A 20987-nucleotide genomic window follows, 5' to 3' on the forward strand; every position below is an offset into this window, starting at 1 on the left:
TTTTGAACATGCGTCACTCCACCTTCTTGTTTGCTGTGCGCCAATTGTGCGAAGGTGAGCGCCGCCCCGGCAGCCGGGTCACATCTGACGCGGCATAGGTATGCACCAATCAGGCGCCTGCTTTCCGAGGACGCGCATATTCCATGCCGTCCTGCGGCTTGGAAGGAATCGGTCCCGTGCAATCCGCTTTCCCCCCACGACCCCCTTACCCGCCACGTCCCGGATCGAGTCCCGCGGAGTCCGACCGCAATCTCCTGGCCCGGCTGGCGGAGAACAGCGTGGACGGCCATGCCGTCGCGCTCCTGATGGCGCGACACTGGCAGGCGACCTACGAATACTCGGTCATCTGTCTCGCCTCCTGGTCGGGTTCGGCCTCGATGGCGGCCGCGGCGGCATTTCATCGCGTGCTCGGCCGCGCGGGTGAGGGCGCACTGCGTCCCCAACTTCTCGTCGCCGTGAGGGAGTTCGTCAAGGAGTGGGCCGCGGACGACGAAATCTCCGCCGTACTGCCGGAACTTCGCAAGACGATCGGCGCCCGTGGTCTACGCGCGGCGAGGTCCGTCACCCCCGAAAGGCGACTGCTCGCCGAGCGCGCATTCCGGGCCCTTCCCGGGGCTTCCCAATGCCTGCTGTGGCATGCCGAGGTCGAGGCCGAACCCATATCCGTACCGGCCGGTCTGCTGGGTGTGGACGCGGCCCGCGCGGCGGCCGCCCTGGAACAGGCGCGCGAGCAATTCCGTACCGGCTGCGTCCGTGCCCACCGGGAACTCGCGCCCACCAGTGAATGCCGCTTCTACAATCGTCTCCTGGATGTCCCGATTCGTCGGGGCGGGGACCTTCTGTCCGATGTCCGTAAACATCTGGCGGAATGTCGGTACTGCCGCCATGCCGCCGAACAGCTCAGCCATTTCGAGGGCGGTCTCGAGGTGCTGCTCGCCGAGACGGTGCTCGGCTGGGGCGCCCACCGCTATCTCGACTCGCGGCCCGCGCGTGCCGCCGAACCTCCGGCCCCGGTCCGGCCCGGCGCTGCCCGCACGAAGCCCCACGGTCGCCACCGGCCCGTTCCGGCACAATCCCACGCACAACCGCGCAAGAGTGCCCGGGCTGTCCTCGTGGGCGCTGGTCTGACCTCCCTTGCCCTGCTCGCGACGGTGCTGGTCGTCAAGGGCTGGTCCGAGGACGGCGGTGTTCCCACGCCCGGCGCCACCTGGGGCGCGGTGAGCGGCAACACCGTACGGCCGAGCCCGTCGGAGATCTCCCAGGACGCCGGGTCGCCGTCCACGGCCTCCATGAGCAACCCCGTCGAGGTCGGCCACGGAAGGCTCCGCAGCGCTGACGCCGGCCTGTGCCTCGACACCCGCCACGCGCAGATCGCGGACGGTACGAAGGCCGTGCTGGCGAAGTGCTCCTCCGCCGGGTCCCAGCAGTGGACGTACCAGGAGGACGGACTGCTGCGCAGCGCGGCCGACCCCGGACTCTGTCTCGACTCGGACACCGGGAAGCGGTCGGTCGTGGTCACCGACTGCCTGACCCGTACGGGAGAGGTCCGCTACGACCTCACCGTGCGCGGCGAACTGCTGCTGCGCCGCGGCAAGGGGCTCCTGGTCGCGCCCGGCAAGGGCGAGAGCGTCGTCGTCACCGAGCGCAACGGCTCGAAGGAGCAGCGCTGGCTGCTGGAGTCCGCCGAGCAGGGCACGCCGGCCCAACAAGGCACGCAGTCACCGCAGGACACGGAGTCCGGCCAGCCCTCAGGGGGGCCGGGCGGGGATCCGGGCCCGCCCGATCTCGACCCGGCCCCGCACTCCGGTCCCGACGCGCACCCCGACCAGAGCCCCGGTCGGCCCTCGGACCGGAACGGAAGCCCGCCCGGGCAGTACGGCACGCGGGTGGCCCAGGTCGACCACAGCGACCCGCAGCCGGCGAGTCCGGCCTTGCCTGCCGCGCCTGTCGACCAGGCCGCTTCGGCGGTGGGCGCGGTCGTGGACACCGCGACATCGGTGACGGCACTCGGCACCGCCACCCTGGATGTACTCGGTGCCGGTGCGGGGCGGGGAACGGGCGGCTGAGCCGGTGCTCCGGACGCCGGTTCCCGTGACCCGGTAGGCTGCCACGGCGTGCGTCGGTAGTTGGCGCGCGCCGGGAACGCGACTTGGGAGGAACCGGCGTTGCACGTCCAGGAATGGCTCGACACCGTGCCCCCGGCCGCCGTCTACGCCCTGGTGGGCCTGGTCATCGGCCTGGAGAGCCTGGGCATCCCGCTGCCCGGAGAGATCATCCTGGTGTCGGCCGCGCTGCTGTCCTCGCAGCACGCGGGGATCAACCCCGTGGTGCTCGGCGCGTGCGCCAGCGTCGGGGCGGTCGTCGGTGACTCCATCGGCTACGCGATCGGACGCAAGGGCGGCCGGCCGCTGCTCACCTGGCTCGGCAACAAGTTCCCCAGACACTTCAGCGAGGGCCATGTCGCCACGGCGGAGCGGTCCTTCGAGAAGTGGGGCATGTGGGCGGTGTTCTTCGGCCGCTTCGTCGCGCTGCTGAGGATCTTCGCCGGTCCGCTCGCCGGTGTGCTGCGGATGCCGTACTGGAAGTTCCTGATCGCCAACGTGCTGGGCGGGATCATCTGGGCGGGCGGTACGACGGCCGTCATCTACTACGTCGGGATCGTCGCGGAGTCCTGGCTGAAGAGGTTCTCGTGGCTCGGGCTGGTACTCGCCGTGCTGATCGGTCTGACCTCGATGCTCGTGCTCAAGCGCAAGGCGAGGAAGGCGACGGCTCAGCTCGCGGCAGCCGAACGGGAGACCGTCGCGGCCGCCGACTGAGCCTCACATGTTCACGCATTCACGGCTTCTCGTGCACCTCGTGGTGGGCCTTGGCCAGGTCCGCGTAGAGCGTCCCGTTCAGGGTGACCCCCTGGCGCTCCTCCTCCGTCAGCTCCCGCCGCACCTTCGCCGGTACGCCCGCCACCAGCGAACCGGGCGGGACCTGCATCCCCTGCGGTACCAGTGCCTGGGCCGCGACCAGGGAACCAGCCCCGATCACCGCGCCGTTCAGCACCGTCGCGCCCATGCCGATCAGGCAGTCGTCCTCGACCGTCGCGCCGTGCACGACCGCGTTGTGGCCGACCGAGACGCGCTCGCCGATCGTCACCGGGAAGCCGGGGTCGGCGTGAATCGTGCAGTTGTCTTGAATGTTGCTGTGGGCGCCGACTGAGATGCGTTCTACGTCGCCGCGGGCCACCGCGCCGTACCAGAGACTCGCCCCCGCCTGAAGCGTCACGTCTCCGATCACCGTCGCATTGGGCGCCACGAAGGCATCCCCGTCGATCTTCGGTTCCCTTCCGCCGATGCCCGTGATCAACGCCTTGTGCGCCATTTCGCCTCCTGGTTCGAGATAACCCGAACCGTACGCCACCCGGTGGGGCGAAGATCACAAGCCCGCCATCTCATCCGGGCGCCGTGGGCTCAGTACGGTGAGGTCGTGCCGAAGAGTAAGAACACGTTCTCATCCTGGCGGGGCCGCCTCGTCCAGCGTGCCGTCCACGCGGGCTGGGCCTGGGTGCAGCGAACGGGCTCCGTCACCGCCGAGCGCCCGGGGCGCTTCCGCTTCGGCGCGCTGGGGGCGCACACCCGGCTGGCCTTTCCGCTCGGCACGGTGTTCGGTGAGCCGTGGATCCATGTCGGCTCGCACTGCATCGTCGGTGAGCAGGTCACCCTCACCGCCGGCCTGATGCCCGACCTCGACCTCGGGCCCGAGCCGATCCTGCGCATCGGCGACGGGGTCGTGCTCGGGCGCGGCAGCCACGTCATCGCCGACACCACGGTCACCATCGGCAGCGACTGCTACTTTGGGCCCTATGTCTACGTGACGTCCACAAACCACTCCTACGACGATCCCCACGAGCCCATCGGCAAACAGTGGCCGCGGATGGAGCCGGTGGAGATCGGTTCGGGGTGCTGGATCGGGACCGGGGCGGTGATCCTGCCGGGGGCGAGGATCGGGCGAAACGTCGTGGTCGCGGCCGGGGCCGTGGTCCGGGGTGTGGTGCCGGACCACGCCGTGGTGGCGGGGGCGCCCGCCCGTGTCGTACGGCGATGGACCGTGGAGGAGGGGTGGCAGCCACCGCTTCGCACACCGGCGCCGGTGCCGATACCTCCGGGGGCTACGGCGGAGCAGCTGAACGCGCTGGCCGGGTTGGATGCGGAGACGGCCGCGAAGCTGGCGGAGTTGGACTGAAGGTGCGTTCGGGGGTGCCAGGGGTGGTTCCCCTGGGGGGGCGTTGCGGCATCACCCCGTTGCCAGGAGCACGGTGCCCAGCAGGGCCAGGCCTGCCCCCGCGGCCTGGAGGGTCCGTAGTCGTTCACTGAGGAAGCCTCGGGCTGCCAGGGCCGTCACCACCGGGTAGAGGGAGGCCAGTACCGCGGCCACCGTCACCGGGCCGAGCCGGGCAGCCACCGAGTACGTGCCGTTGGCCGCCACGTCCGCGAGGCCGACGAAGGCCAGTGCGGGCAGGGTCTGCCAGGGGAAGCCGGTTTCCGGGAGGGCGGGGTTACCCCGGCGGACCGAGACCAATAGGGCGGCCCCACCCACCGCCACGTTGACCAGTCGCTGTACGAACAGGGCGAGGAACAGGCCGGTGACGGTCGTGGACGCCTCCGCGATCAGGGCGAACACCGCGCCGAAGCCGAGAGCCGCGACCAGGGTGAGGGCGATGGCCCGGCGTTGTACCGGAGCTCCGCGCAACTGGGGACCGCCCGCCAGGATCACTCCGGTGACGGCCACCGCGATGCCAGCGGCCTGTACCAGCCCGGGACGCTCGCCGAGGAAGAGGCCGACGCCGACCGGGACCGCGACGCTCAGTGTGCCCAGCGGGGAGACGACTCCCATCGGGCCCAGCGCGAGCGCCTTGTAGAAGCAGATCAGGGCGACCGGCCCGGCCAGTCCCGCGGCGAACGCGAACCACAGCCGGGGCCCCGCCTCGCTCCAGCCGCCCGTCGCCACCACGATCGCGCCGAGGACGGCCGCCGCGATCCCCTGCGACACGGCCACCACCGTGAGCGCCGGGAGCCGTCGGGTCAACACCCCGCCGCCGAAGTCGGCCAGGCCCCACAGCAGGCTGGTGGCCAGGGCGAAGAATGCTGTCACGACTCGCCTCGCAGTACAGTTCGGTGAACGATCGGGTGCACCCCACCGTAGTTCATTCAATTGCACTGTGTCATACAGAATATTGGACGTGACGTGTCGGACCTCGACCTCCTGACCCAGTCCCTGGCGCGCAACGTCAAGCGCTGGCGGACCGAGCGCGGCTTCACCCTGGACGCCCTCGCCGCCCGGGCCGGGGTCAGTCGCGGCATGCTGATCCAGATCGAGCAGGCCCGCACCAACCCCAGCCTCGGCACGGTGGTGAAGATCGGCGACGCTCTCGGGATCAGCATCACCACGCTCCTCGACTACGAGCAGGGACCCAAAGTGCGGGTCGTCCCGCCCGAGCAGGTGGTGCGGCTGTGGGGCACGGACGCGGGCAGCTGGAGCCGACTGCTCGCGGGTGCGGAGGCCCCCGGCCCGTTGGAGATGTGGGAGTGGCGGATGATGCCGGGGGAGAGCAGCCGGTCGGATCCGCACCCCGCCGGGACGGTCGAGATCCTGCATGTCACTGAGGGCGAGATGACCCTGACCGTCGACGGCGTCGAACACCGGGTCCCCGCCGGGGCGAGCGTCACCTTCGAGGCCAACGCCGAGCATGTGTACGCCAATCAGGGCGACGTACCCGCGCAGTGGATGCTGGCGGTCTCGGTGCCGGCGGTGCCGTGAGCGGCTGTTAGCGTGCCGCCATGGACGCACCCATCGGACACTTCGACCACGCCACTGCCGCCCCCGCCGCCCTCGACGAGCTGATCCGCCCGGTCGCCGACGCCGTACGCCACTGGAGCGGCAGCGTCCCCGCCGAGCAGATCGTGTACGTCGACACCGACCCGCGGTGGGCCGACACCGCGGTCTTCGTGGAGCACTACGGCCAGGAGCTCCTGGAGCAGTCGGCGAACTGTGTGGTGGTGGCCGGCAAGCGCGGTGGTGAGACCACTCTCGCCGCGTGCCTGGTGTTGTCCACCACCCGGGTCGACGTCAACGGGATCGTGCGCCGCCGACTCGGTGCCCGGAAGGCCTCGTTCGCCTCGACGGACACGGCGACGGGGGAGACCGGCATGGAGTACGGCGGCATCACCCCGATCGGACTCCCCGTGGACTGGCCGCTGTTGGTCGACTCGGCCGTGCTCGACCTGCCGTACGTCCTGGTCGGCAGCGGGCGGCGACGGGGCAAGCTGCTGGTGCCGGGCAAGGCGTTCGGGGAACTGCCGGGCGCGGTGGTGCTGGAGGGGCTCGGCGTCGCCTGACCTGGCCGCAGCGTTCCGAGGTCGGGCCGCAGTGTCCCGAGGTCGGGCCGCAGCGACCCGGCGTCCGGCCGCAGCGACCGTATGTCAGGCCATTGCGGCCCGACCTCAGCCTCAGGTCGCGACGCCGTGACCTCGGGCCGCAGCGTTCCGGTGCCCTGAAGGCCGTACCGAAACCGACGTTTCGGCTGTCCGGGTCGCAGCCCGGCCTCAAGCCGTGACGCCCTGGCCTCAGGCCGCGGCGTCCTCGCCCCGAACCGGCGAGTGGTGGGCAAGGGCGTGATGCGGGTCGGCCTCGCCCGGGACCGGCGCCGGATCGGCGTGCACCAGGGCCGCCGTGAGGCGGGGCACCGCGTGCAGCAGGGCGTGCTCGGCCTCGACGGCGACCGCGTGCGACTGGCGTACCGTCAGCTCGCCGTCCACCACGACCGCCACCTCCGCGCGCAGCCGGTGCCCGATCCAGCGCAGCCTCAACTCGCCCACCCCGCGCACGCCCTCGACCTCACGCAGCGCGCCCTCGGCCCGGTCCACCAGCTCCGGATCGACGGCGTCGAGCACGCGCCGGAACACCTCGCGCGCCGCATCCCGCAGGACCAGCGTGATCGCGGCCGTGATCGCCAACCCCACGATCGGATCGGCGAGTTGCCAGCCCAGGGCCGAGCCACCGGCGCCGATGAGCACGGCCAGTGAAGTGAACCCGTCGGTGCGGGCGTGCAGTCCGTCCGCCACCAGTGCGGCCGAGCCGATGTCCCGGCCCACCCAGATGCGGTAGCGGGCCACCCACTCGTTGCCCGCGAAGCCCACCAGCGCGGCCGCGGCGACCGCCGGAACGTGCGCCACGGGACGCGGGTCGAGCAGCCGGTCGACCGCCGCCCACCCGGCGAAGGCCGCGCTCGCGGCGATCGTCAGCACGATCGCGATGCCCGCGAGATCCTCGGCGCGGCCGTAGCCGTATGTGAAACGCCGGGTGGCCGCGCGCCGGCCCAGCACGAAGGCGATGCCCAGCGGTACGGCGGTCAGCGCGTCCGCCGCGTTGTGCACGGTGTCGCCGAGCAGTGCGACGGACCCGGACACGGCCACGACGACCGCCTGCATCAGCGCCGTGACACCCAGCACCGCCAGCGAGACCCACAGGGCACGCATGCCGCGGGCGGAGGACTCCAGGGCGGGGTCGAGCTTGTCGGCGGTCTCGTGGGAGTGGGGGGTGAGGAGGTGGGCGAGGCGGTGGCTCCGGTGCTCGTGCGGGTGAGGATGTTCGTGCGGGTGAGGATGTGCGTGGTGGTGGCCGCTCACGTGAAGCCCCTTCCGATGCGCGCGGTGGTGGACGTACCGAGCCCACGGAGCCATTATGTGCGTATGAGCGCACGCATGCACCTATCAACTGCGCACGATGCGCACCCGCGCACCCCCGGCGAGGAGCAGTTCGCCCTAGCCGCCGAGATCCTCGCCCTGCTCGGCGACCGCACCCGCCTCACCCTGCTGCACGCCCTGACCGGTGGAGAGGCCGATGTCACCACCCTCACGGAGACGTGCGGGGCGGCCCGCCCGGCGGTCAGCCAGCATCTTGCGCGGCTCCGGCTGGCCGGGCTGGTGAACACGCGGAAGGAGGGGCGCCGGGTGATCTACGCGCTGCGCGACGGCCACCTGCGCCGGCTGGTCGACGAGGCCCTCAACGTGGCCGACCACCGGCTCAGCGACCGGCCGGTGCACGACTGAGTCGGCAGTTCGTGAGGGATCAGTACGCGGCCGCCGTGCCGAGATACTGCTCGGCGAAGGCCGCGGCGGCGGTCGGTGACGTGAACAGGCGGCGGAGGCGGGCGAACGTGGTGCCCGCGCGGTACTCGTCGCCCGACGAGGTGCCGTGGTAGACCTCGGAGAGCCACTGGGAGAACTCCTGGTAGTCCCATACCCGCCGCAGACAGGCCTCCGAGTAGCCGTCGAGGCCGCTCCCGTCGCTTTTGTCGAGGTAGGCGACGAGCGCGTCGCCGAGCAGGAAGGCGTCGTGCAGGGCGAGGTTCATGCCCTTCGCCGCTATCGGGGCGGTGAGGTGGGCGGCGTCGCCCGCGAGGAAGAGGCGGCCGAACGTCATGGGCTCGACCACGTAGTTGTGCATGTCGAGGACGCGCTTCTCGATCAGCCGCCCCTCGGTGAGCGGAGGGGCGCCGTCCGCGCTCAGGCGCTGCTGGAGTTCGGCCCAGACGCGTTCGTGGGACCAGTTCTCGGGGTCGTCGCCGGGCGGGCACTCCAGGTAGTAGCGGGTGACCTCGGGGCTGCGGGCCATGTGCCCGGCGAAACCGTTCGGGTGGATGCCGAACAGGACGCAGTCTGAGGACGGCGGTGCCTCGGCGAGCAGGGCCAGCCAGCCGATGCCGTAGTCGTGCCGGGCGATGGTCGTGGTCTCCGGAAGGACCGTACGGCTCACCCCCCGGGCCCCGTCGCAGCCCGCCACGAACTCGCACTGCACCAGCTGCCGTTCACCCGTGTCGGCGTCGGTGTACGACACGGACGGCCGGGGCGACTCCACGTCGTGCAGCCGGACGTCCTGGACGCCGAAGCGGATCTCGCCGCCCCTCGCGTCGGCGTACTCGCGGACCAGGTCGGTGACCAACAGGGGCTGGGGGTAGACGAAGTGGTGCTGTCCCGTCAGCTCGCCGTAGGCGAAGGGGAAGCGTTCACCGGCGAAGCGGAACTCGCACTCGGTGTGCAACTGGGCACGCTCCAGCAGGGCGTCGGCGAGACCGCGCCGCTGCAGACCCCGTACGGCCCACTCCTCGATGACGCCCGCGCGGGGCCGCTGCTCGATGAACTCGCGGGTCTCCACCTCCAGGACGAGGCAGTCGACCCCGGCGGCCCGCAGGATGTTGCCGATCGTCAGCCCGGCGGGTCCGGCGCCGACTATGACGACCGGAAAGCGCTGTGGGGCACCGGAGTTGGGGTTGAAGGTCACCCGGTCATTATGTCGACGCCCAAGCGCTTTGCAGATTCTCAGGAATGTGGAAGCCGGGTCAGCCCAGACGGGGGATCTCGATCGCCGGGCACCTGTCCATCACCATGTCGAGGCCGGCGGCGCGGGTGCGGTCGTACGCGGGCTCGTCGATGACGTCGAGCTGGAACCACACCGCCTTCGCACCCTTGGCCACGGCCTCGTCGGCGACCGCTCCCGCCAGGTCGCTGTTCACGAACACGTCGACCACGTCCACGTCGAAGGGGATGTCCGCGAGGGAGGCGTACCCCTGCTCGCCGTGCACGGTCTCCGCCTTGGGATGGACCGGCACGATCCGCTTGCCGTGGCGCTGGAGCACCTCGGCGACCCGATAGGCCGCGCGTCCCTGGTTCGACGACAGGCCCACGACGGCCCAGGTGTCGCCGAGTTCGGTGAGGATCTTGCGAATCGTCGCTGGGTCGCCGTACACGTCGGATCTCCTCGGGAAGGGGGGCACTGCGGTATGCGATGGGAGAACACCGACAGCGGACCGGATCTTCCCTCACCCGCAGGGCGACACGCGCCCTCGTGCGGGCGGCCCCCGGCGCTCTTCCTGCCCCTGGTGGCCGAAATACCGGTCAGTCACCTGCGCAGGGCCTTGCGCCCGCCTACGCTCGCCCCGTGCTGCGCATCACCGACGCCCGAACCGGCGAGACCGTCGACGCCGTCCCCGCCCTCAGGGGCCTGACCCGAGTCGAGGCCCATGTACCGGGCTACGACACCTCCGCCCTCCGCATCCTGCTCGTCGCCGACGTCCTCGTCAGGGCCCTGGAGATCGGCGGCACGCCCGTGTGGGCGCTGCTCACCGGCGCCCGCGAACAGGCGGAGCTGCACGCCGGCGCCGCCGCCCTGGGCATCCGGCCCTTCGAGGACCGCAGGGACGTAGGCCCCGGCTGGGGCGAGTCCCAGGCCGTCCACGTGGTGGGAGCGGGCGGTGCGGCCCCGGACGGGATCCGGGTCGCCGTGGCGCCCGTCGAGACGCCGGTCCTCCCGGCGGGCGCCGACCCCACCGAGGTCCGCCTCGCCCTGCTCACCCCGCCCCGGAGCACGCCCGCCCGGCTAGACGAGGCAGCCCTGGCCGACGCCCACGAGACCCTCGTACGCTGGCGCCGGGCCGTCGCCGCCTGGGCTCGGCATCCGTCACGGCCCGTCCCCGACATGGTGCGCGGACGGCTCCGTACCGCCTGGGAGGACGACCTGGACGTACCCGAGGTGTTGCGCGTGCTGCGGTGGGTCGAGGAGTCGGAGCTGCCCGAGGGGGCCCGCTTCGAGACGTACGCCTACGCGGACCGGCTGCTCGGTCTCGAACTCACCCGCGACCTGGGGTCCCCGGCATGACCGAGCGCACCGGAGCAGGTCCGCTGCGCCGCTTGGTCGTACTCAGACACGCCAAGTCCGCCTGGCCCGAGGGCGTCGCCGACCACGAACGCCCCCTCGGGCCCCGCGGCCGCCGGGACGCGCCCGAGGCGGGCCGCGTCCTGGCCGCCGGTGACCTGCTCCCCGACCTCGCTCTGTGCTCCACCGCCGTCCGCGCCCGGCACACCTGGGAGCTGGCGTCCGCCCAGTGGGGCACCTCGCCGCCGGTACGCCTCGATCGCGCGCTGTACGGAGCCGATGTACCGGAGCTGCTGGCCGCCGTGCGCGCGACGCCTCCCGAGGTCATGACACTGCTCCTCGTGGGACACAACCCCGGCCTGGAGGAGCTGGTCCTCACCCTGGCCGGCGACGGCCTCGACGACGCGCTGGAGGAGGTCCGGGTGAAGTTCCCGACGTCGGCGATCGCCGTGCTGGCCTTTCACGGCACGTCCTGGCGGGCCCTGGCACCGGGGACGGCGCTGCTCACGTCCGTGCTGGTGCCGCGGGGGAGGAAGCCGTCCATCACGGATTAGGCTGACCGGATGCCGGACGAGTACCGCACAGTGGCCCGCGCGGGTGTGCACGAGACCGAGGTCAACCGCTCCCGCTTCCTGTGCGCCCTCGCCCCGGCGGCCACCGAGCGGGAGGCCCAGGACTTCGTCGCCGCCGTCCGCAAGGAGCACGCCGACGCCACCCACAACTGCTACGCGTACGTCATCGGCGCCGACGCCGCGATCCAGAAGGCGAGTGACGACGGCGAACCCGGCGGCACAGCCGGTGTCCCCATGCTCCAGATGCTGCTGCGCCGCGACATGCGGTACGTCGTCGCCGTCGTCACCCGCTACTACGGCGGCGTCAAGCTCGGCGCGGGCGGACTCATCAGGGCGTACGGCGGCGCGGTCGGCGAGGCCCTGGACGCTGTCGGCACCCTCACGCGCCGCCGGTTCCGCCTCGCCACGGTGACCGTCGACCACCAGCGCGCGGGCAAGGTGCAGAACGACCTGCGGTCGACCGGACGCGAGGTCCGGGACGTGCGCTACGGGGAGGCGGTCACGATCGAGATCGGGCTGCCGGACGCGGACGTGGAGGCGTTCCGAGGGTGGCTCGCCGACGCCACCGCGGGGACGGCCGGGTTCGAACTCGGCGGGGAGGCCTACGGGGACACGTGAGTCAGGTGGGCGACGGCTCCGGTGTCAGATCCTCCTCGCCTATCTGCCTGCCCGACTGGAAGACGGTCACGACCTTGCCGTGTATCTCGTACCGGTAGGGGCCGTTGCGGGCCTCGTAGCCCTCGCTCGTCTGCTCGGCCTTCATGGCGATCCCCGGCTCCCGCCCGTCGCTGAACTCGCCGTAGTAGTACAGCGTTCCGGAGGTCGTACGGCACAGGGTGATCTGCTTGTTCGACGTGCGGAACGCCTCGACGAGTTCGGCTCCGTCGCCGTCGGGGAGTTCGGCGGCGATACGGGTCGGGCAGGTCGCGGCCACGCCCGTGTCGTTCGTGCCGCCCGAGTCCGCGGAGTCGAAGGCGCCCTCACAGCCCTTCGCGAACAGGCCCAGTAGGAAGAGCAGCACGACGACCCCGACGCAGCCGCTCACACACCCCCTGTCCTTCGACTTGCGTGGCGGCGTGTAGACCGGGCGGGGCGGCGGCGCGTAGACCGGCGCGGGGCGCGGAGGCGGGACGGGTGCGGTCGGGGCGGTCGGCCGGTAGCCCGTGCTGGGGGATGACGGGAAGAAGACGCCTTCCCCGGTGCGCGGGCGGGTGCCGCTCGACGCGGTACTCGTGCGCCGGGCCGACGTACCGGACGTGCCGGGGCGTGAGGACGCCGGCCTCGGTCCGGATGCCGAGGAGGCCCCTGTGCTTCTGGCGCCGGTGCTTCCCGCGCCGCTGCGGGGCGGGGATTTCTTGGCCGGTTTGCGGGGGGCCGTCTTCTTCGCGGTGGCGTCCCCGGAGGACGACGACTTCGGGGACTTCGGGGTGCCCTTCTTGGCCGCCGCCTTCCAGGAGGTGCCGCAGGTGAGGCAGGACACGTCCGTGCGCGCGTTGAACGTGTCGCACTCCGGACAGCGCCAGTCGGCGGTCGGGCGCCCGGCGCCCCCGGGCCGCTTCGCCGGTGGCCGAGGCGCGCCCGTCTTCTTCGCGGCAGGCTTGGACGCCGAGGACGCCTTGGCGGCTCCGGGTGGCTTGGGTGCCGTACTCGCCGCGGAGTCCCGCCGGGTCTCGCCGCAGACAGTGCACGACGGCTCCTTGGGCCCGTTGAACGTGTCGCAGTCCGCGCAGCGCCAGTTGGCCGATGCCACCACCTCCCGGTGCCTCCTCACTCGTCACTCGTCACTCGTCACTCGTCACGCGTAAGTTGTCACGCGTCAGTTGTCTGCGTCGGGGCCCAGGGGCCCGCACCCCGCGTCAGCCCCGTACCGTCATCCCGTGTCGGCGTCGATGCGAGCCGAGACCGCGGCGAACAACTCCTCCGACGCCGCTTCCGCGGGGGCGGCGATCCACCCCGGGGAGTCCGTCGGCACCCGCCGCCACCCGGCCTCCTCGGCGGCGTCGGGAGCCTGTTCCGGAATGCCGAAGTGCCGGCGCAGCAGGTCGGTGTATTGCTCCGCCTCCTGAAGCCGGTCCGCCTCGACATCCACCCTGACCACCAGCAGTCCGGGCGTCGGACCGTCGGGAAAGCGCAGATGGAAGACCCACTGGGACAGCCCGTCCGAGCCCTGGGGCAGCAGCCGCACGTGGGAGCAGCGCCGCACGTGGGACTCGATGGAGCCGTTGCGGTGCCATTGGAAGGTCAGATAGCCGTCGCCGTGGCACTCCAGTCGGAAGTCCGGCCAGTCGAGCGCCACGGGCTGGTCGGGATTCACAGGCTGTTCGCGATCGTCTCGATGATCTCGTCCATCTCGAACTCCTCCAGTCCCTGACCGGCCTTGGAGGCGAAGTGCAGGGTGAGGTCCCACTCCTCGGCGATCGGGTCGGACCAGGGCGCCAGGTCCGGCGCGAACAGCACGAGCCGCTTCGCCGACTGCTCCATCACCGCGGTCTGGCTACGGGCGTACCCCCACTGCTCGAACAGGTCGTCGAGGCTGCTGGGAATGCCCGCCGGGTACGACGGCACCGAGGCGTGCGTGCCCAGCGGGTGGGCCGGGGCGTCGGTGAACATCACGATCACATGGCGCCTGCGGTCCAGGCCGGTCTCCCAGGGCGAGTTGATAGCCAGGGCGAGCGCCTCCAGACCCGACTCGGGGTAGTCGCCGCCCCCGCCGGCGTCGATGCCGCGGACGAAGTCCTCGAAGTCCCCGGACTGTGAGGGAAGTTGCAGGAAACCGGTCTGCTCGACGGCGTTCGAGGGATCGTCACCGAAGTCACGGAAGGCGATGACCTTGAGGCGCAGCTGACTGATCGCCTTGCCCTTCTTGGCCATCACGTCGTTGAGCCGGTCGTGGAACTGGAGCGCGCTCGACTTCACGTTGTCGAGGACCGGGTACATGCTGCCCGTCGCGTCGATGCACAGCACGATGTCGACGGCGTACTGCAGATTCCCCTGGTACTGCTCGTTGTTGCTCATACGGAGTCTCCTGGATGGTGCGGGCGGGGTGCTTCGGTCGCCGGTGGACGAGGAGTCATGACGAGCCTGGGCGCGGACGCCGGTCGCCGAGGTTGATGCGGACGCGGGAAGGGCGCTCCGCGGACGTGTCGGGGGCCGGCGGTGCCGGGGCCGGCGGGGGAGTGGCGGGCGCAGGCGCGGACTTCGCGTCGGCGGCGGCGGCCGGCCGGATCGGCTCGGGCGGGGGCGTCGTGGTGCGCGGGCGTGGGGTCGACGCGAGGTTGGTCTTGATCCTGCTGGTGCGCGGGCTCGCCGGCTTCCCGGTCGCCGGTGCCGGAGCGGGCTTCGTGGCCGAAGCCGGCTTCGCGGCCGGAGCGGGCCTGGCCGCGGGCGACGCGGCCTTGGCCGTGCTGGGGCGCCGGTGCTGGAGGGCGCACACCTTCGGGTCCGACAGGGCCTTGAGGAATCCGTCCATCCGCGGCCGGCCGCCCGGCGCGCGGGCGGTCATCCGGCGCAGCAGGTCGAGCATCTCGTCCGACAGCCGTGTGTCCAGGTCGAGTTGCTCGCCCGCGTTGACGGCATCCGCCGGTGAGCCGTACCGCTTGTCGTGGTGCGGCAGTTCACCCGTCAGGTACACATGGGTCATCAGCCCGAGCGCGAAGACGTCGACCGCGCAGGTCAGATGCTCCGGTCCGGCCGAGCCGTCGCGCTGCATGTACCGGCGCCACTCCGGCGCCCCGTACACCGAGTCGCCGGCGACGTCGTCGGGCTCGGGCGGGCTGCCGGAGACGTAGGAGTCGTCGAAGTCGATCAGCTTCGCCGTGTGGAAGGCGGCGCCGTCCCGCTTCTGCACCAGCACGTTCAGCGGCTTGAGGTCGCCGTGCACGATCTCGATGTCGTGCAGCTGCTTCAGGCTGTTGCCGAGCGTCTTGAGCAGCACCATCTTGTGGCGGGGCTCCAGGGCCTGCGGCTTCTCCAGGCTGGAGGTGTCTATCCGCTCGGTCACCTTGTAGTAGGTGCTGCCCTCGTGGAAGAAGTCGGTGGCCAGGACCAGGTTGCCGCCGCCCCGCGCGTCCGGCCGCAGCCGCTTCATGATGGTCCGGTGCCGGTCCTCGAACTCCTTGGACAGCTGGCGCCGGATCCGCACGCTCGGCGAGTCGGCCGCGTCGTCGCGGGGACGCTTGGGTTCCAGGAACCGCTTGATGAAGTACTGGTCGCCGTCCTTCTCGGCGAACGCCCACATGCATTTGCCGCCATTGGCGTTCGTGGGCTCGCTGATGAGGCAGTAGCCCCCGATGACATCACCCTTCTTCATGCGCGCTCCTCGGGTGCCAGGGGCAGATGGGTCTCGTAGCCGGCGCGGTAGGAGTGCCAGGTGGCGTCCTGCCAGGCGCCGACCCTGGCCGGCAGCTCGGCGGCGTCCTCCGGAGTGGGCGTCGGGCCGGATCCCGCGTCGGCCGTGGAGGGGGAGAGACGGTCCAGACCGCGGGGCCGGGTACGGACGTAACGGTCCTTCAAGTCCTCCAGACGGGCCGAGAACCGGGCCCGCAGATCGGCGAATCCGTCGTACCCCAGGGCCACGACGGCGAGCGAGGCGTCATCCGCCGTATAGGACTGCACTTCGCGCCGGACCAGATCGGCCCACTCCCCGACGGTGCCGGCCTGCCGCAGAGTGCGCAGCAGCAGCGTCTCGAAGTCGGCCGGGGTGTGCACGTAGCCGAAGAACCCGTCGGTCGCGGTCACCAGGACACAGGGCAGCGGATAGGTCACCCGTCCGCCGTCGATCTCGAACTCCCGGTCCGCGCACACCAGGTTGGTCATCGGCGGGTCCGAGCGCAGCAGCTCCAGAGCGTCGCTCTCCCGGGTGTGGTCGCGGGTGAGCACCTGGAGGCCGGTCCGCGGACGCAGCACGTAGGCACGCGAGTCACCGGCCCACAACGGACGCAGCTCCAGCCCCACTTCGTCCTGAACCTGCACCACCTTGTAGTGCAGTGCGGCGAGTGTGGTGGGCAGTTGACGGCGCATGGTGCCGCTGATCTTGCTGCGGCGCTGCGGGGCATGCTCCAGGAAGAAGCGGAGGTAGTCGCGCAGCGTCTCCGGTTCGGCCGGTTCGCCTTCCGCCGCCACGTCGTGGAACCAGGCGTCCGTGGCCAGCCGCGCCACCCGCGCGCCCACCCAGGCGCCGGTGCGGAACTCCCCGTCGGGCGCCTGCCACGCGGGTGCCGCCCCGGCACCGCCCGATCCGTCGAAGACGGCGAGCACACCTTGCCTGCTGTCCTGGTGGTCGGCGACGAACGGATCCGCGTCCTCGCCGCGGCCGGGCACCCGCTCGGTCCACACGGACATGGCCAGCAGCGCCATCCGGTTGTCCTCGACACACCAGATCCGTTGCGGCACGGGCGGCCTGGGCCCGGCGCCCTCGTCCTCCGCCGGGGGCGTCCGGTCCGGTGCGGAGGCCGAGGCGAGCGGGGCCGGCGACTCGGCATGGACGGTCGCGGGCGGGGGCGGGGGCGGGGGCCGATGCGAGGGGGCGTACCACGGGGTCGCCGGAACCGAGGAGTAGCCCGGTGGCGGGCCGTTGGGGGCCGCGTGCCGTGCCGAGTGGTCGTGGTGTTCGGTCATCGCCGCTCCCCGTCGTGTGCTCCGCCGTCCGATCCGCCGGTGCGCGGCCGCTTGGCCGTGCCACGGACCCGGCTCACCCTCGGGGCGGCGGGGTCCGTACGCCTGTCACCGCCACCGCCACCGCCACCGGTGCCGCTGTCGCCCCGGCCGCCGACGCCGTCATCACCACCGCGCGCAGCGGTGTCGCGGTCGCCCCGGCGCGCAGCGGTGTCGCGGTCGTCGTCCGGGCGGCCGGACCTGCGGTCGCTCGCGGCGCCTTCCCCGGCGTAGTGGGCTTCCTCCCGTCGGCCGAAGCCCCTGAGCCTCGGGGTGCCCGCCGCCCCTCCCGTGTCGTCCCCGGCCCCGGTCGGCCCGGGCACCGTGCGGTCCCGCCGGGGCCGGGCCGTACCGCCGCTCGCGGTGTCGGCCGGCAGCGGTTCGTCGTCGGGCGGACCCGCGGCAGGTGAGCCACCCGTGCCGCGGCCGCCGCCGCCCGACAGGCGCGAGCGGCGGGTGCCGCCCTCGTCCCGGACCGGTCCGGCGCCCCGGCCCCGCCGTTCGGAGTCGTCGTACGGCTCCCTGAGCACCTCGCCCTTGAGCGGTTCACGCTCTCCAGAGCGCCCGCTCCGGTCGACGTCGTCGTCCCGGACCTCGGCGCCGGGCTCGAGCGCGCGGGAGAGGCTGCCGCGCAACCGCCCGCGCCCGGTGGCGGTCTCGAACAGACCGTCTCCGTCGCGGAGCACCTCCTCCAGCACGGCGCGTTCCAGTTCGGCCTGTTCGAAGGGCTCCCGGTCGGCGTCACCGCGCTCCAGGACCATACGCATGACCTCGCGGCGGACCTCCCGCTTCTCCGCCTCGCCCTTCTCGATCCAGGCGAGCGCGGCCCGCGGCCCCTCCTTCTCCATGATCTCGGCGATCAGGCCGTCGACGCCCTCCTCGCGGATCATGTCCAGGTGCCGTCTGCGCCGCATGCCGTCCAGCCGGGTCTCGCGCACCACGTCCCGGAACTCCCGGCCACTGGCGGCGATCTCGTCCTCGTCGACGAGGAGTTCCACCTGGATGTTGCGCAGCCGTATCGCGTCGTCACCGCTGAACCCGGCCAGTGCGGCGTTGAGCGCCATCTCCGCCTCGTGGAACTCGGCGATGTCGTAGTCCCGGGCGACCGAACGCAGTGTCTTGCGGAGATAGCCGTAGAGCGCTCCGCTCATGTCGCGGATCCCGCGCGCCACGACCTCGGCGGGGTCGGCGACCCTGCACACGAGGTCCACCCGGCTGCGGAAGGAGAACGTGGCGTCACGGCTGAGCAGCGGGATGTCCAGGATCAGCCGGTGCTCCGTCATGTCGACGGTGAACACCGCGCGGTACGCCCCGAACCGCGACGAACGGATCTCCTCGCCGCTGCGGATCGTCAGCGAGGGGCCGCTCTCCCGGACCAGGACCAGGGCCCGGCCGGGAGCCGGCGGCCGCAGCGGGTTCACCAGCCGCCACTTGGGCACGTCGTCCTCGCTCAGGACCGGGTCGTAGGTCTGTTCCTCCATGTCCCCCCCTCTCCTTCCAGTGCTGTCAGCGGTGCGAGCGGTGCGGTGCCGTTCACCGCGACCGTTCGAGCGTGCGGAGCAGCCGTTCGGCGCCGGCCGACGGGTTCTCGCGGTCGCGGGCCCATCTCTCCAACCACCACGTCAGCCGTTCGCGGTGCCGTCCGGGTCGGCGTGCGACGGCCACCAGCAGCGTGCCGATGGCGTCGAGGGAGCCCGGGCTCTTGCCGGCGTAGTCGTCGATCCAGTCGTGCAGCGCGTCCAGCGCCGAGTCCTGCACGGGCTTGCGGGCCAGGGCGCGCGCCCACAGCTCCGTGAGCCGGTCGCGATGCAGCGGCAGTTCGCTCAGCAGCACCGGAACGCCCGGCACGCGCGCGTGGCCGTGCTCGTCGGCGGAGTCGAGAACCGGCTCCCGGTACGGCTGGGACACCGCGAACACGAACGCCGACAGCGCCTTGACGACCATCGGGGACAGGTCCTGCGGCTCGGACCACTCCAGGTAGGCGTCGAGCACAGCCCTGGTCTGTCCCTGGTGGACGAGATGCACCCCGCCCCACGCCACCGACGGCAGCGTGCCCCAGTCGTCCTCCCGGTCCAGCGCGCTGCGCAGCACGGCCACGGCCTTGTCCGGCGCGGTACGGCCGAGCAGTCCGCCCACTGCGTTCGCCGCGGTGCCGGCGAGGCGGCGCTGGTAGGCGGAGGCGTCGCCCCGCGCCCACTGGTGCAGCAGCTCCCACACCGCCTCCGCCGTCTCCGGACGGCTGCCCGCCACACCGAGCGCGGTGGCGGCGGCCTGCCGCAACGGCCACGACGTGCTGCCGGCCCAGGCGGTCAGGAAGCGGTGCACGGCGTAGTGCGGGTCGGCGAGGGCCAGCACCCCGGCAGCGACCGACGCCCGGGCACGCACCTCCAGGTCACGGTGGCTCAACAGGCGGCGCAGCCAGTCGAGTACGGCATCCCGGCGGCCGTCGAGGAGGTTCCAGGCGTAGGCGAGGATGACCTGGCCCAGCAGCACGTTGCGGAAACGGACCCGGGGTGCGCCGAAGCCGCCCGCCGCGGGGGCGTCGAGCCGGATCCACTGCTGCTCGTACCCGAGCCGGTCCCCGAAGCGCAGGTCGGGCGGGGCGAGTTCGGGCTCGGTGAGGGCCGCCCGCAGTTGCACCGCGGCGTCCGCGACGGTGAGATAGCCGCACTCCTCCAGGACCGCCGCGGCGAGCGCGAAGGCCACCGCGTCCGGCGCGCGGTAGCGGTTGAACCACCCGCGCACCTGCTCGCTCGGATCCCGCAGCTGGGCCACCGCGGCCGCCACGTCGCCGTCCGCGCGGATCACCGAAGCCAGCCGGGCCGCGTTGCGTGCCGCGGGCTGTTCCCGCAGTGCCGTCGCGGCTCCGGTGCGCTCCAGCAGTGCGTGCAGGTCGGCGTACGCGTCGGGACTGCCGCCGTGGCCGAGGACCCGGCGCTCGACGACGGCCAGCGGGTCGACGGGGGCGAGCGGATGCCGGGCGACCTGATCACCGCCGGGTCCGGCCGCGGCGACCTCCAGGTCGTGTCCGCCGGTCAGCACGAGGTAGCAGCCCGAGGCACGCAGGCCGGCGACGACCGCGGCCCACTGGGCCGTCCCGTGGGAGTGCCCGCTGAGCAGGGCGGACGCGAACTTCTCGACGACCGGCGACCCGTCGTCGAGCGCCGCCACATAGCCCGAGTGCTTCACAGGCGGTTCCCAGCCCGTCTCCAGCACGGCGGCGGGCGTCAGCAGCCGCCGGCAGCCCTCCCCCTCGCCGTCCATGGCCAGGGCCTCTTCGAGCAGGTTCACGGCCACGGCCTCCCGGCCGCTGCCGGGCGCCCCGGTGAGCACCAGCACCCGCCGCTCGGACAGGGCGTCAAGGGCCTCGCCGTAGTTCTCGGGCGCGACGAACAGCTCGGTGTGATCGGCGATCTCGGCGGCGTCCATGGTCAGCACGGAGACCCCGCCGGGCCGCGGCCCGGCGGCACGGGCGCCGCCCGCGTGGAAACCACCGCCGAAGCTGACGGTCTCGTTGAACAGCGCGAGAGTGCCGATACGGGTGGCGGAGGCGTCGGAGTTCAGCCGTCGGGCGATCTCGTCGGCGAGCGCTCCCGCACGCAGCGCCTCGGTCCGCTCGGCGTCGGCGGGCCCGCCACCCTCCACCAGGGACCGAAGGGCGTCCTTCTCGCTGACCGGACCGTCGTGCTGCTCGGCGTCCGTGCGCGGCTCGGGCTCGGCCGGCCTGTCGTCCCTCTTCGGCTCGGACGGGCCCTTCTCGTCCTCGGAGTCCCGGCCGGGCGCCTCCCCGGCATCCGCCTTCTTGCGCCGCGGGTCCCTGGCGGCTCTGGACGGCTCCCGGGAGCCGTCTCTGCCGCTCTCCTCCCTGCGCTCCGCGGCCCGGGCCCCGGCCCGCGAGCTGTCGGGGGAAATATCCTCGCTCATGGTCTTTCTTCGGCTTTCGGCTGGTCGCTGTGGGGCTCGTTCGACGCGCCCGCCGGGCACCGGCTGCGGCGCTGGGCGCGCGGACGCGTTCGGGAGACCGACGGGGCGGAGACGGAGGCGGACACGGGCAGGGCACGACGA

Annotated in this window: 22 protein-coding genes; 10 read left to right on the top strand and 12 right to left on the bottom strand. The window is 72.2% G+C overall.

All coding sequences use genetic code 11. The features are described from left to right. Nucleotides 1-278 precede the first annotated feature (278 nt). Both ABZT93_RS30220 and ABZT93_RS30225 read left to right on the top strand, forming a co-directional pair. A complete protein-coding gene (locus tag ABZT93_RS30220) occupies nucleotides 279-2066 on the top strand; it encodes an RICIN domain-containing protein (protein ID WP_356110687.1) in 1788 nt (595 codons plus the stop codon). 99 nt (nucleotides 2067-2165) lie between these two features. Further along, the gene (locus tag ABZT93_RS30225; protein ID WP_356110689.1) at nucleotides 2166-2816 is read left to right on the top strand and encodes a DedA family protein; all 651 of its coding nucleotides are present in this window, start codon (nucleotides 2166-2168) and stop codon (nucleotides 2814-2816) included. A gap of 19 nt (nucleotides 2817-2835) precedes the next feature. Here the strand turns inward: ABZT93_RS30225 and ABZT93_RS30230 are convergent, their stop codons facing one another. After that, nucleotides 2836-3369, bottom strand: coding sequence for a gamma carbonic anhydrase family protein (locus ABZT93_RS30230; protein ID WP_356110691.1), 534 nt, complete (start codon nucleotides 3367-3369; stop codon nucleotides 2836-2838). A gap of 105 nt (nucleotides 3370-3474) precedes the next feature. Here ABZT93_RS30230 and ABZT93_RS30235 point away from each other — a divergent pair, with 105 nt between their 5' ends. After that, nucleotides 3475-4230: an acyltransferase gene (locus tag ABZT93_RS30235; protein WP_356110693.1), complete on the top strand. Its 756-nt coding sequence runs from the start codon at nucleotides 3475-3477 to the stop codon at nucleotides 4228-4230. 51 nt (nucleotides 4231-4281) lie between these two features. Here the strand turns inward: ABZT93_RS30235 and ABZT93_RS30240 are convergent, their stop codons facing one another. Then, nucleotides 4282-5139: an EamA family transporter gene (locus ABZT93_RS30240; protein ID WP_356110695.1), complete on the bottom strand. Its 858-nt coding sequence runs from the start codon at nucleotides 5137-5139 to the stop codon at nucleotides 4282-4284. 93 nt (nucleotides 5140-5232) lie between these two features. On the opposite strand from ABZT93_RS30240, the gene ABZT93_RS30245 reads away from it, so the two are divergent. Both ABZT93_RS30245 and ABZT93_RS30250 read left to right on the top strand, forming a co-directional pair. Continuing rightward, a complete protein-coding gene (locus tag ABZT93_RS30245) occupies nucleotides 5233-5805 on the top strand; it encodes an XRE family transcriptional regulator (RefSeq protein WP_356110697.1) in 573 nt (190 codons plus the stop codon). A 20-nt stretch (nucleotides 5806-5825) separates the two neighbouring features. Then, a complete protein-coding gene (locus tag ABZT93_RS30250) occupies nucleotides 5826-6383 on the top strand; it encodes a YbaK/EbsC family protein (protein WP_356110699.1) in 558 nt (185 codons plus the stop codon). Between the two features lie 228 nt (nucleotides 6384-6611). Here the strand turns inward: ABZT93_RS30250 and ABZT93_RS30255 are convergent, their stop codons facing one another. After that, the gene (locus tag ABZT93_RS30255; protein WP_356110701.1) at nucleotides 6612-7673 is read right to left on the bottom strand and encodes a cation diffusion facilitator family transporter; all 1062 of its coding nucleotides are present in this window, start codon (nucleotides 7671-7673) and stop codon (nucleotides 6612-6614) included. A gap of 63 nt (nucleotides 7674-7736) precedes the next feature. Between ABZT93_RS30255 and ABZT93_RS30260 the strand changes: the two genes are divergently transcribed. Next, the gene (locus tag ABZT93_RS30260) at nucleotides 7737-8096 is read left to right on the top strand and encodes a metalloregulator ArsR/SmtB family transcription factor (protein WP_356110703.1); all 360 of its coding nucleotides are present in this window, start codon (nucleotides 7737-7739) and stop codon (nucleotides 8094-8096) included. A 19-nt stretch (nucleotides 8097-8115) separates the two neighbouring features. Here the strand turns inward: ABZT93_RS30260 and ABZT93_RS30265 are convergent, their stop codons facing one another. After that, nucleotides 8116-9327 (bottom strand): 4-hydroxybenzoate 3-monooxygenase, encoded by a 1212-nt coding sequence (locus ABZT93_RS30265; RefSeq protein ID WP_356110704.1) that lies wholly within the window; start codon nucleotides 9325-9327, stop codon nucleotides 8116-8118. Between the two features lie 58 nt (nucleotides 9328-9385). Then, the gene (locus tag ABZT93_RS30270) at nucleotides 9386-9793 is read right to left on the bottom strand and encodes a CoA-binding protein (RefSeq protein WP_356110706.1); all 408 of its coding nucleotides are present in this window, start codon (nucleotides 9791-9793) and stop codon (nucleotides 9386-9388) included. Between the two features lie 191 nt (nucleotides 9794-9984). Between ABZT93_RS30270 and ABZT93_RS30275 the strand changes: the two genes are divergently transcribed. Genes ABZT93_RS30275 through ABZT93_RS30285 form a run of 3 tightly spaced genes read left to right on the top strand, consistent with a single transcriptional unit; the run spans nucleotide 9985 to nucleotide 11888 of the window. Continuing rightward, the gene (locus tag ABZT93_RS30275; protein WP_356110707.1) at nucleotides 9985-10701 is read left to right on the top strand and encodes a hypothetical protein; all 717 of its coding nucleotides are present in this window, start codon (nucleotides 9985-9987) and stop codon (nucleotides 10699-10701) included. After that, the gene (locus ABZT93_RS30280) at nucleotides 10698-11252 is read left to right on the top strand and encodes a histidine phosphatase family protein (RefSeq protein ID WP_356110709.1); all 555 of its coding nucleotides are present in this window, start codon (nucleotides 10698-10700) and stop codon (nucleotides 11250-11252) included. The genes ABZT93_RS30275 and ABZT93_RS30280 overlap by 4 nt, the downstream gene beginning before the upstream one ends. 9 nt (nucleotides 11253-11261) lie before the next feature. Beyond that, nucleotides 11262-11888 carry a YigZ family protein gene (locus tag ABZT93_RS30285; protein WP_356110711.1) on the top strand — a complete coding sequence of 209 codons (627 nt, stop codon included), beginning with the start codon at nucleotides 11262-11264 and terminating at the stop codon, nucleotides 11886-11888. Nucleotide 11889: 1 nt separating this feature from the next. On the opposite strand, the gene ABZT93_RS30290 is transcribed toward ABZT93_RS30285, so the two are convergent. Continuing rightward, complete coding sequence (locus ABZT93_RS30290) at nucleotides 11890-12315, bottom strand: hypothetical protein (protein ID WP_356110713.1); 426 nt, start codon at nucleotides 12313-12315, stop codon at nucleotides 11890-11892. Nucleotides 12316-12433: 118 nt separating this feature from the next. Between ABZT93_RS30290 and ABZT93_RS30295 the strand changes: the two genes are divergently transcribed. Further along, nucleotides 12434-13075 (top strand): hypothetical protein, encoded by a 642-nt coding sequence (locus tag ABZT93_RS30295; protein ID WP_356110715.1) that lies wholly within the window; start codon nucleotides 12434-12436, stop codon nucleotides 13073-13075. A gap of 65 nt (nucleotides 13076-13140) precedes the next feature. Here the strand turns inward: ABZT93_RS30295 and ABZT93_RS30300 are convergent, their stop codons facing one another. Genes ABZT93_RS30300 through ABZT93_RS30325 form a run of 6 tightly spaced genes read right to left on the bottom strand, consistent with a single transcriptional unit; the run spans nucleotide 13141 to nucleotide 20846 of the window. Beyond that, nucleotides 13141-13584: a hypothetical protein gene (locus ABZT93_RS30300; RefSeq protein ID WP_356110716.1), complete on the bottom strand. Its 444-nt coding sequence runs from the start codon at nucleotides 13582-13584 to the stop codon at nucleotides 13141-13143. Then, the gene (locus ABZT93_RS30305; protein ID WP_356110718.1) at nucleotides 13581-14285 is read right to left on the bottom strand and encodes a vWA domain-containing protein; all 705 of its coding nucleotides are present in this window, start codon (nucleotides 14283-14285) and stop codon (nucleotides 13581-13583) included. The genes ABZT93_RS30300 and ABZT93_RS30305 overlap by 4 nt, the downstream gene beginning before the upstream one ends. Nucleotides 14286-14340: 55 nt before the next feature. Next, nucleotides 14341-15579 carry a protein kinase gene (locus tag ABZT93_RS30310; RefSeq protein ID WP_356110720.1) on the bottom strand — a complete coding sequence of 413 codons (1239 nt, stop codon included), beginning with the start codon at nucleotides 15577-15579 and terminating at the stop codon, nucleotides 14341-14343. Beyond that, complete coding sequence (locus tag ABZT93_RS30315) at nucleotides 15576-16886, bottom strand: serine/threonine protein phosphatase (RefSeq protein ID WP_356110721.1); 1311 nt, start codon at nucleotides 16884-16886, stop codon at nucleotides 15576-15578. Before ABZT93_RS30315 ends, ABZT93_RS30310 begins: the two co-directional genes overlap by 4 nt. Next, nucleotides 16883-18403 (bottom strand): hypothetical protein, encoded by a 1521-nt coding sequence (locus ABZT93_RS30320; RefSeq protein ID WP_356110722.1) that lies wholly within the window; start codon nucleotides 18401-18403, stop codon nucleotides 16883-16885. The genes ABZT93_RS30315 and ABZT93_RS30320 overlap by 4 nt, the downstream gene beginning before the upstream one ends. Before the next feature lie 52 nt (nucleotides 18404-18455). Then, on the bottom strand, nucleotides 18456-20846 hold the full coding sequence (locus tag ABZT93_RS30325) for a hypothetical protein (RefSeq protein ID WP_356110723.1): 2391 nt from the start codon (nucleotides 20844-20846) through the stop codon (nucleotides 18456-18458). Between the last annotated feature and the right edge of the window lie 141 nt (nucleotides 20847-20987).

Origin of the sequence: Streptomyces sp. NPDC005303, from assembly GCF_040607335.1 — a bacterium.
In the GTDB taxonomy this organism is placed as follows: Bacteria; Actinomycetota; Actinomycetes; order Streptomycetales; family Streptomycetaceae; genus Streptomyces.

What these genes read in the sequence shown, in the direction of transcription:
- ABZT93_RS30230 (WP_356110691.1), bottom strand. Translation starts at nt 3,369, where the DNA reads ATGGCGCACAAGGCGTTGATCACGGGCATCGGCGGAAGGGAACCGAAG.
- ABZT93_RS30250 (WP_356110699.1), top strand. Translation starts at nt 5,826, where the DNA reads ATGGACGCACCCATCGGACACTTCGACCACGCCACTGCCGCCCCCGCC.
- ABZT93_RS30260 (WP_356110703.1), top strand. Translation starts at nt 7,737, where the DNA reads ATGAGCGCACGCATGCACCTATCAACTGCGCACGATGCGCACCCGCGC.
- ABZT93_RS30280 (WP_356110709.1), top strand. Translation starts at nt 10,698, where the DNA reads ATGACCGAGCGCACCGGAGCAGGTCCGCTGCGCCGCTTGGTCGTACTC.
- ABZT93_RS30285 (WP_356110711.1), top strand. Translation starts at nt 11,262, where the DNA reads ATGCCGGACGAGTACCGCACAGTGGCCCGCGCGGGTGTGCACGAGACC.
- ABZT93_RS30305 (WP_356110718.1), bottom strand. Translation starts at nt 14,285, where the DNA reads ATGAGCAACAACGAGCAGTACCAGGGGAATCTGCAGTACGCCGTCGAC.
- ABZT93_RS30310 (WP_356110720.1), bottom strand. Translation starts at nt 15,579, where the DNA reads ATGAAGAAGGGTGATGTCATCGGGGGCTACTGCCTCATCAGCGAGCCC.
- ABZT93_RS30315 (WP_356110721.1), bottom strand. Translation starts at nt 16,886, where the DNA reads ATGACCGAACACCACGACCACTCGGCACGGCACGCGGCCCCCAACGGC.
- ABZT93_RS30320 (WP_356110722.1), bottom strand. Translation starts at nt 18,403, where the DNA reads ATGGAGGAACAGACCTACGACCCGGTCCTGAGCGAGGACGACGTGCCC.
- ABZT93_RS30325 (WP_356110723.1), bottom strand. Translation starts at nt 20,846, where the DNA reads ATGAGCGAGGATATTTCCCCCGACAGCTCGCGGGCCGGGGCCCGGGCC.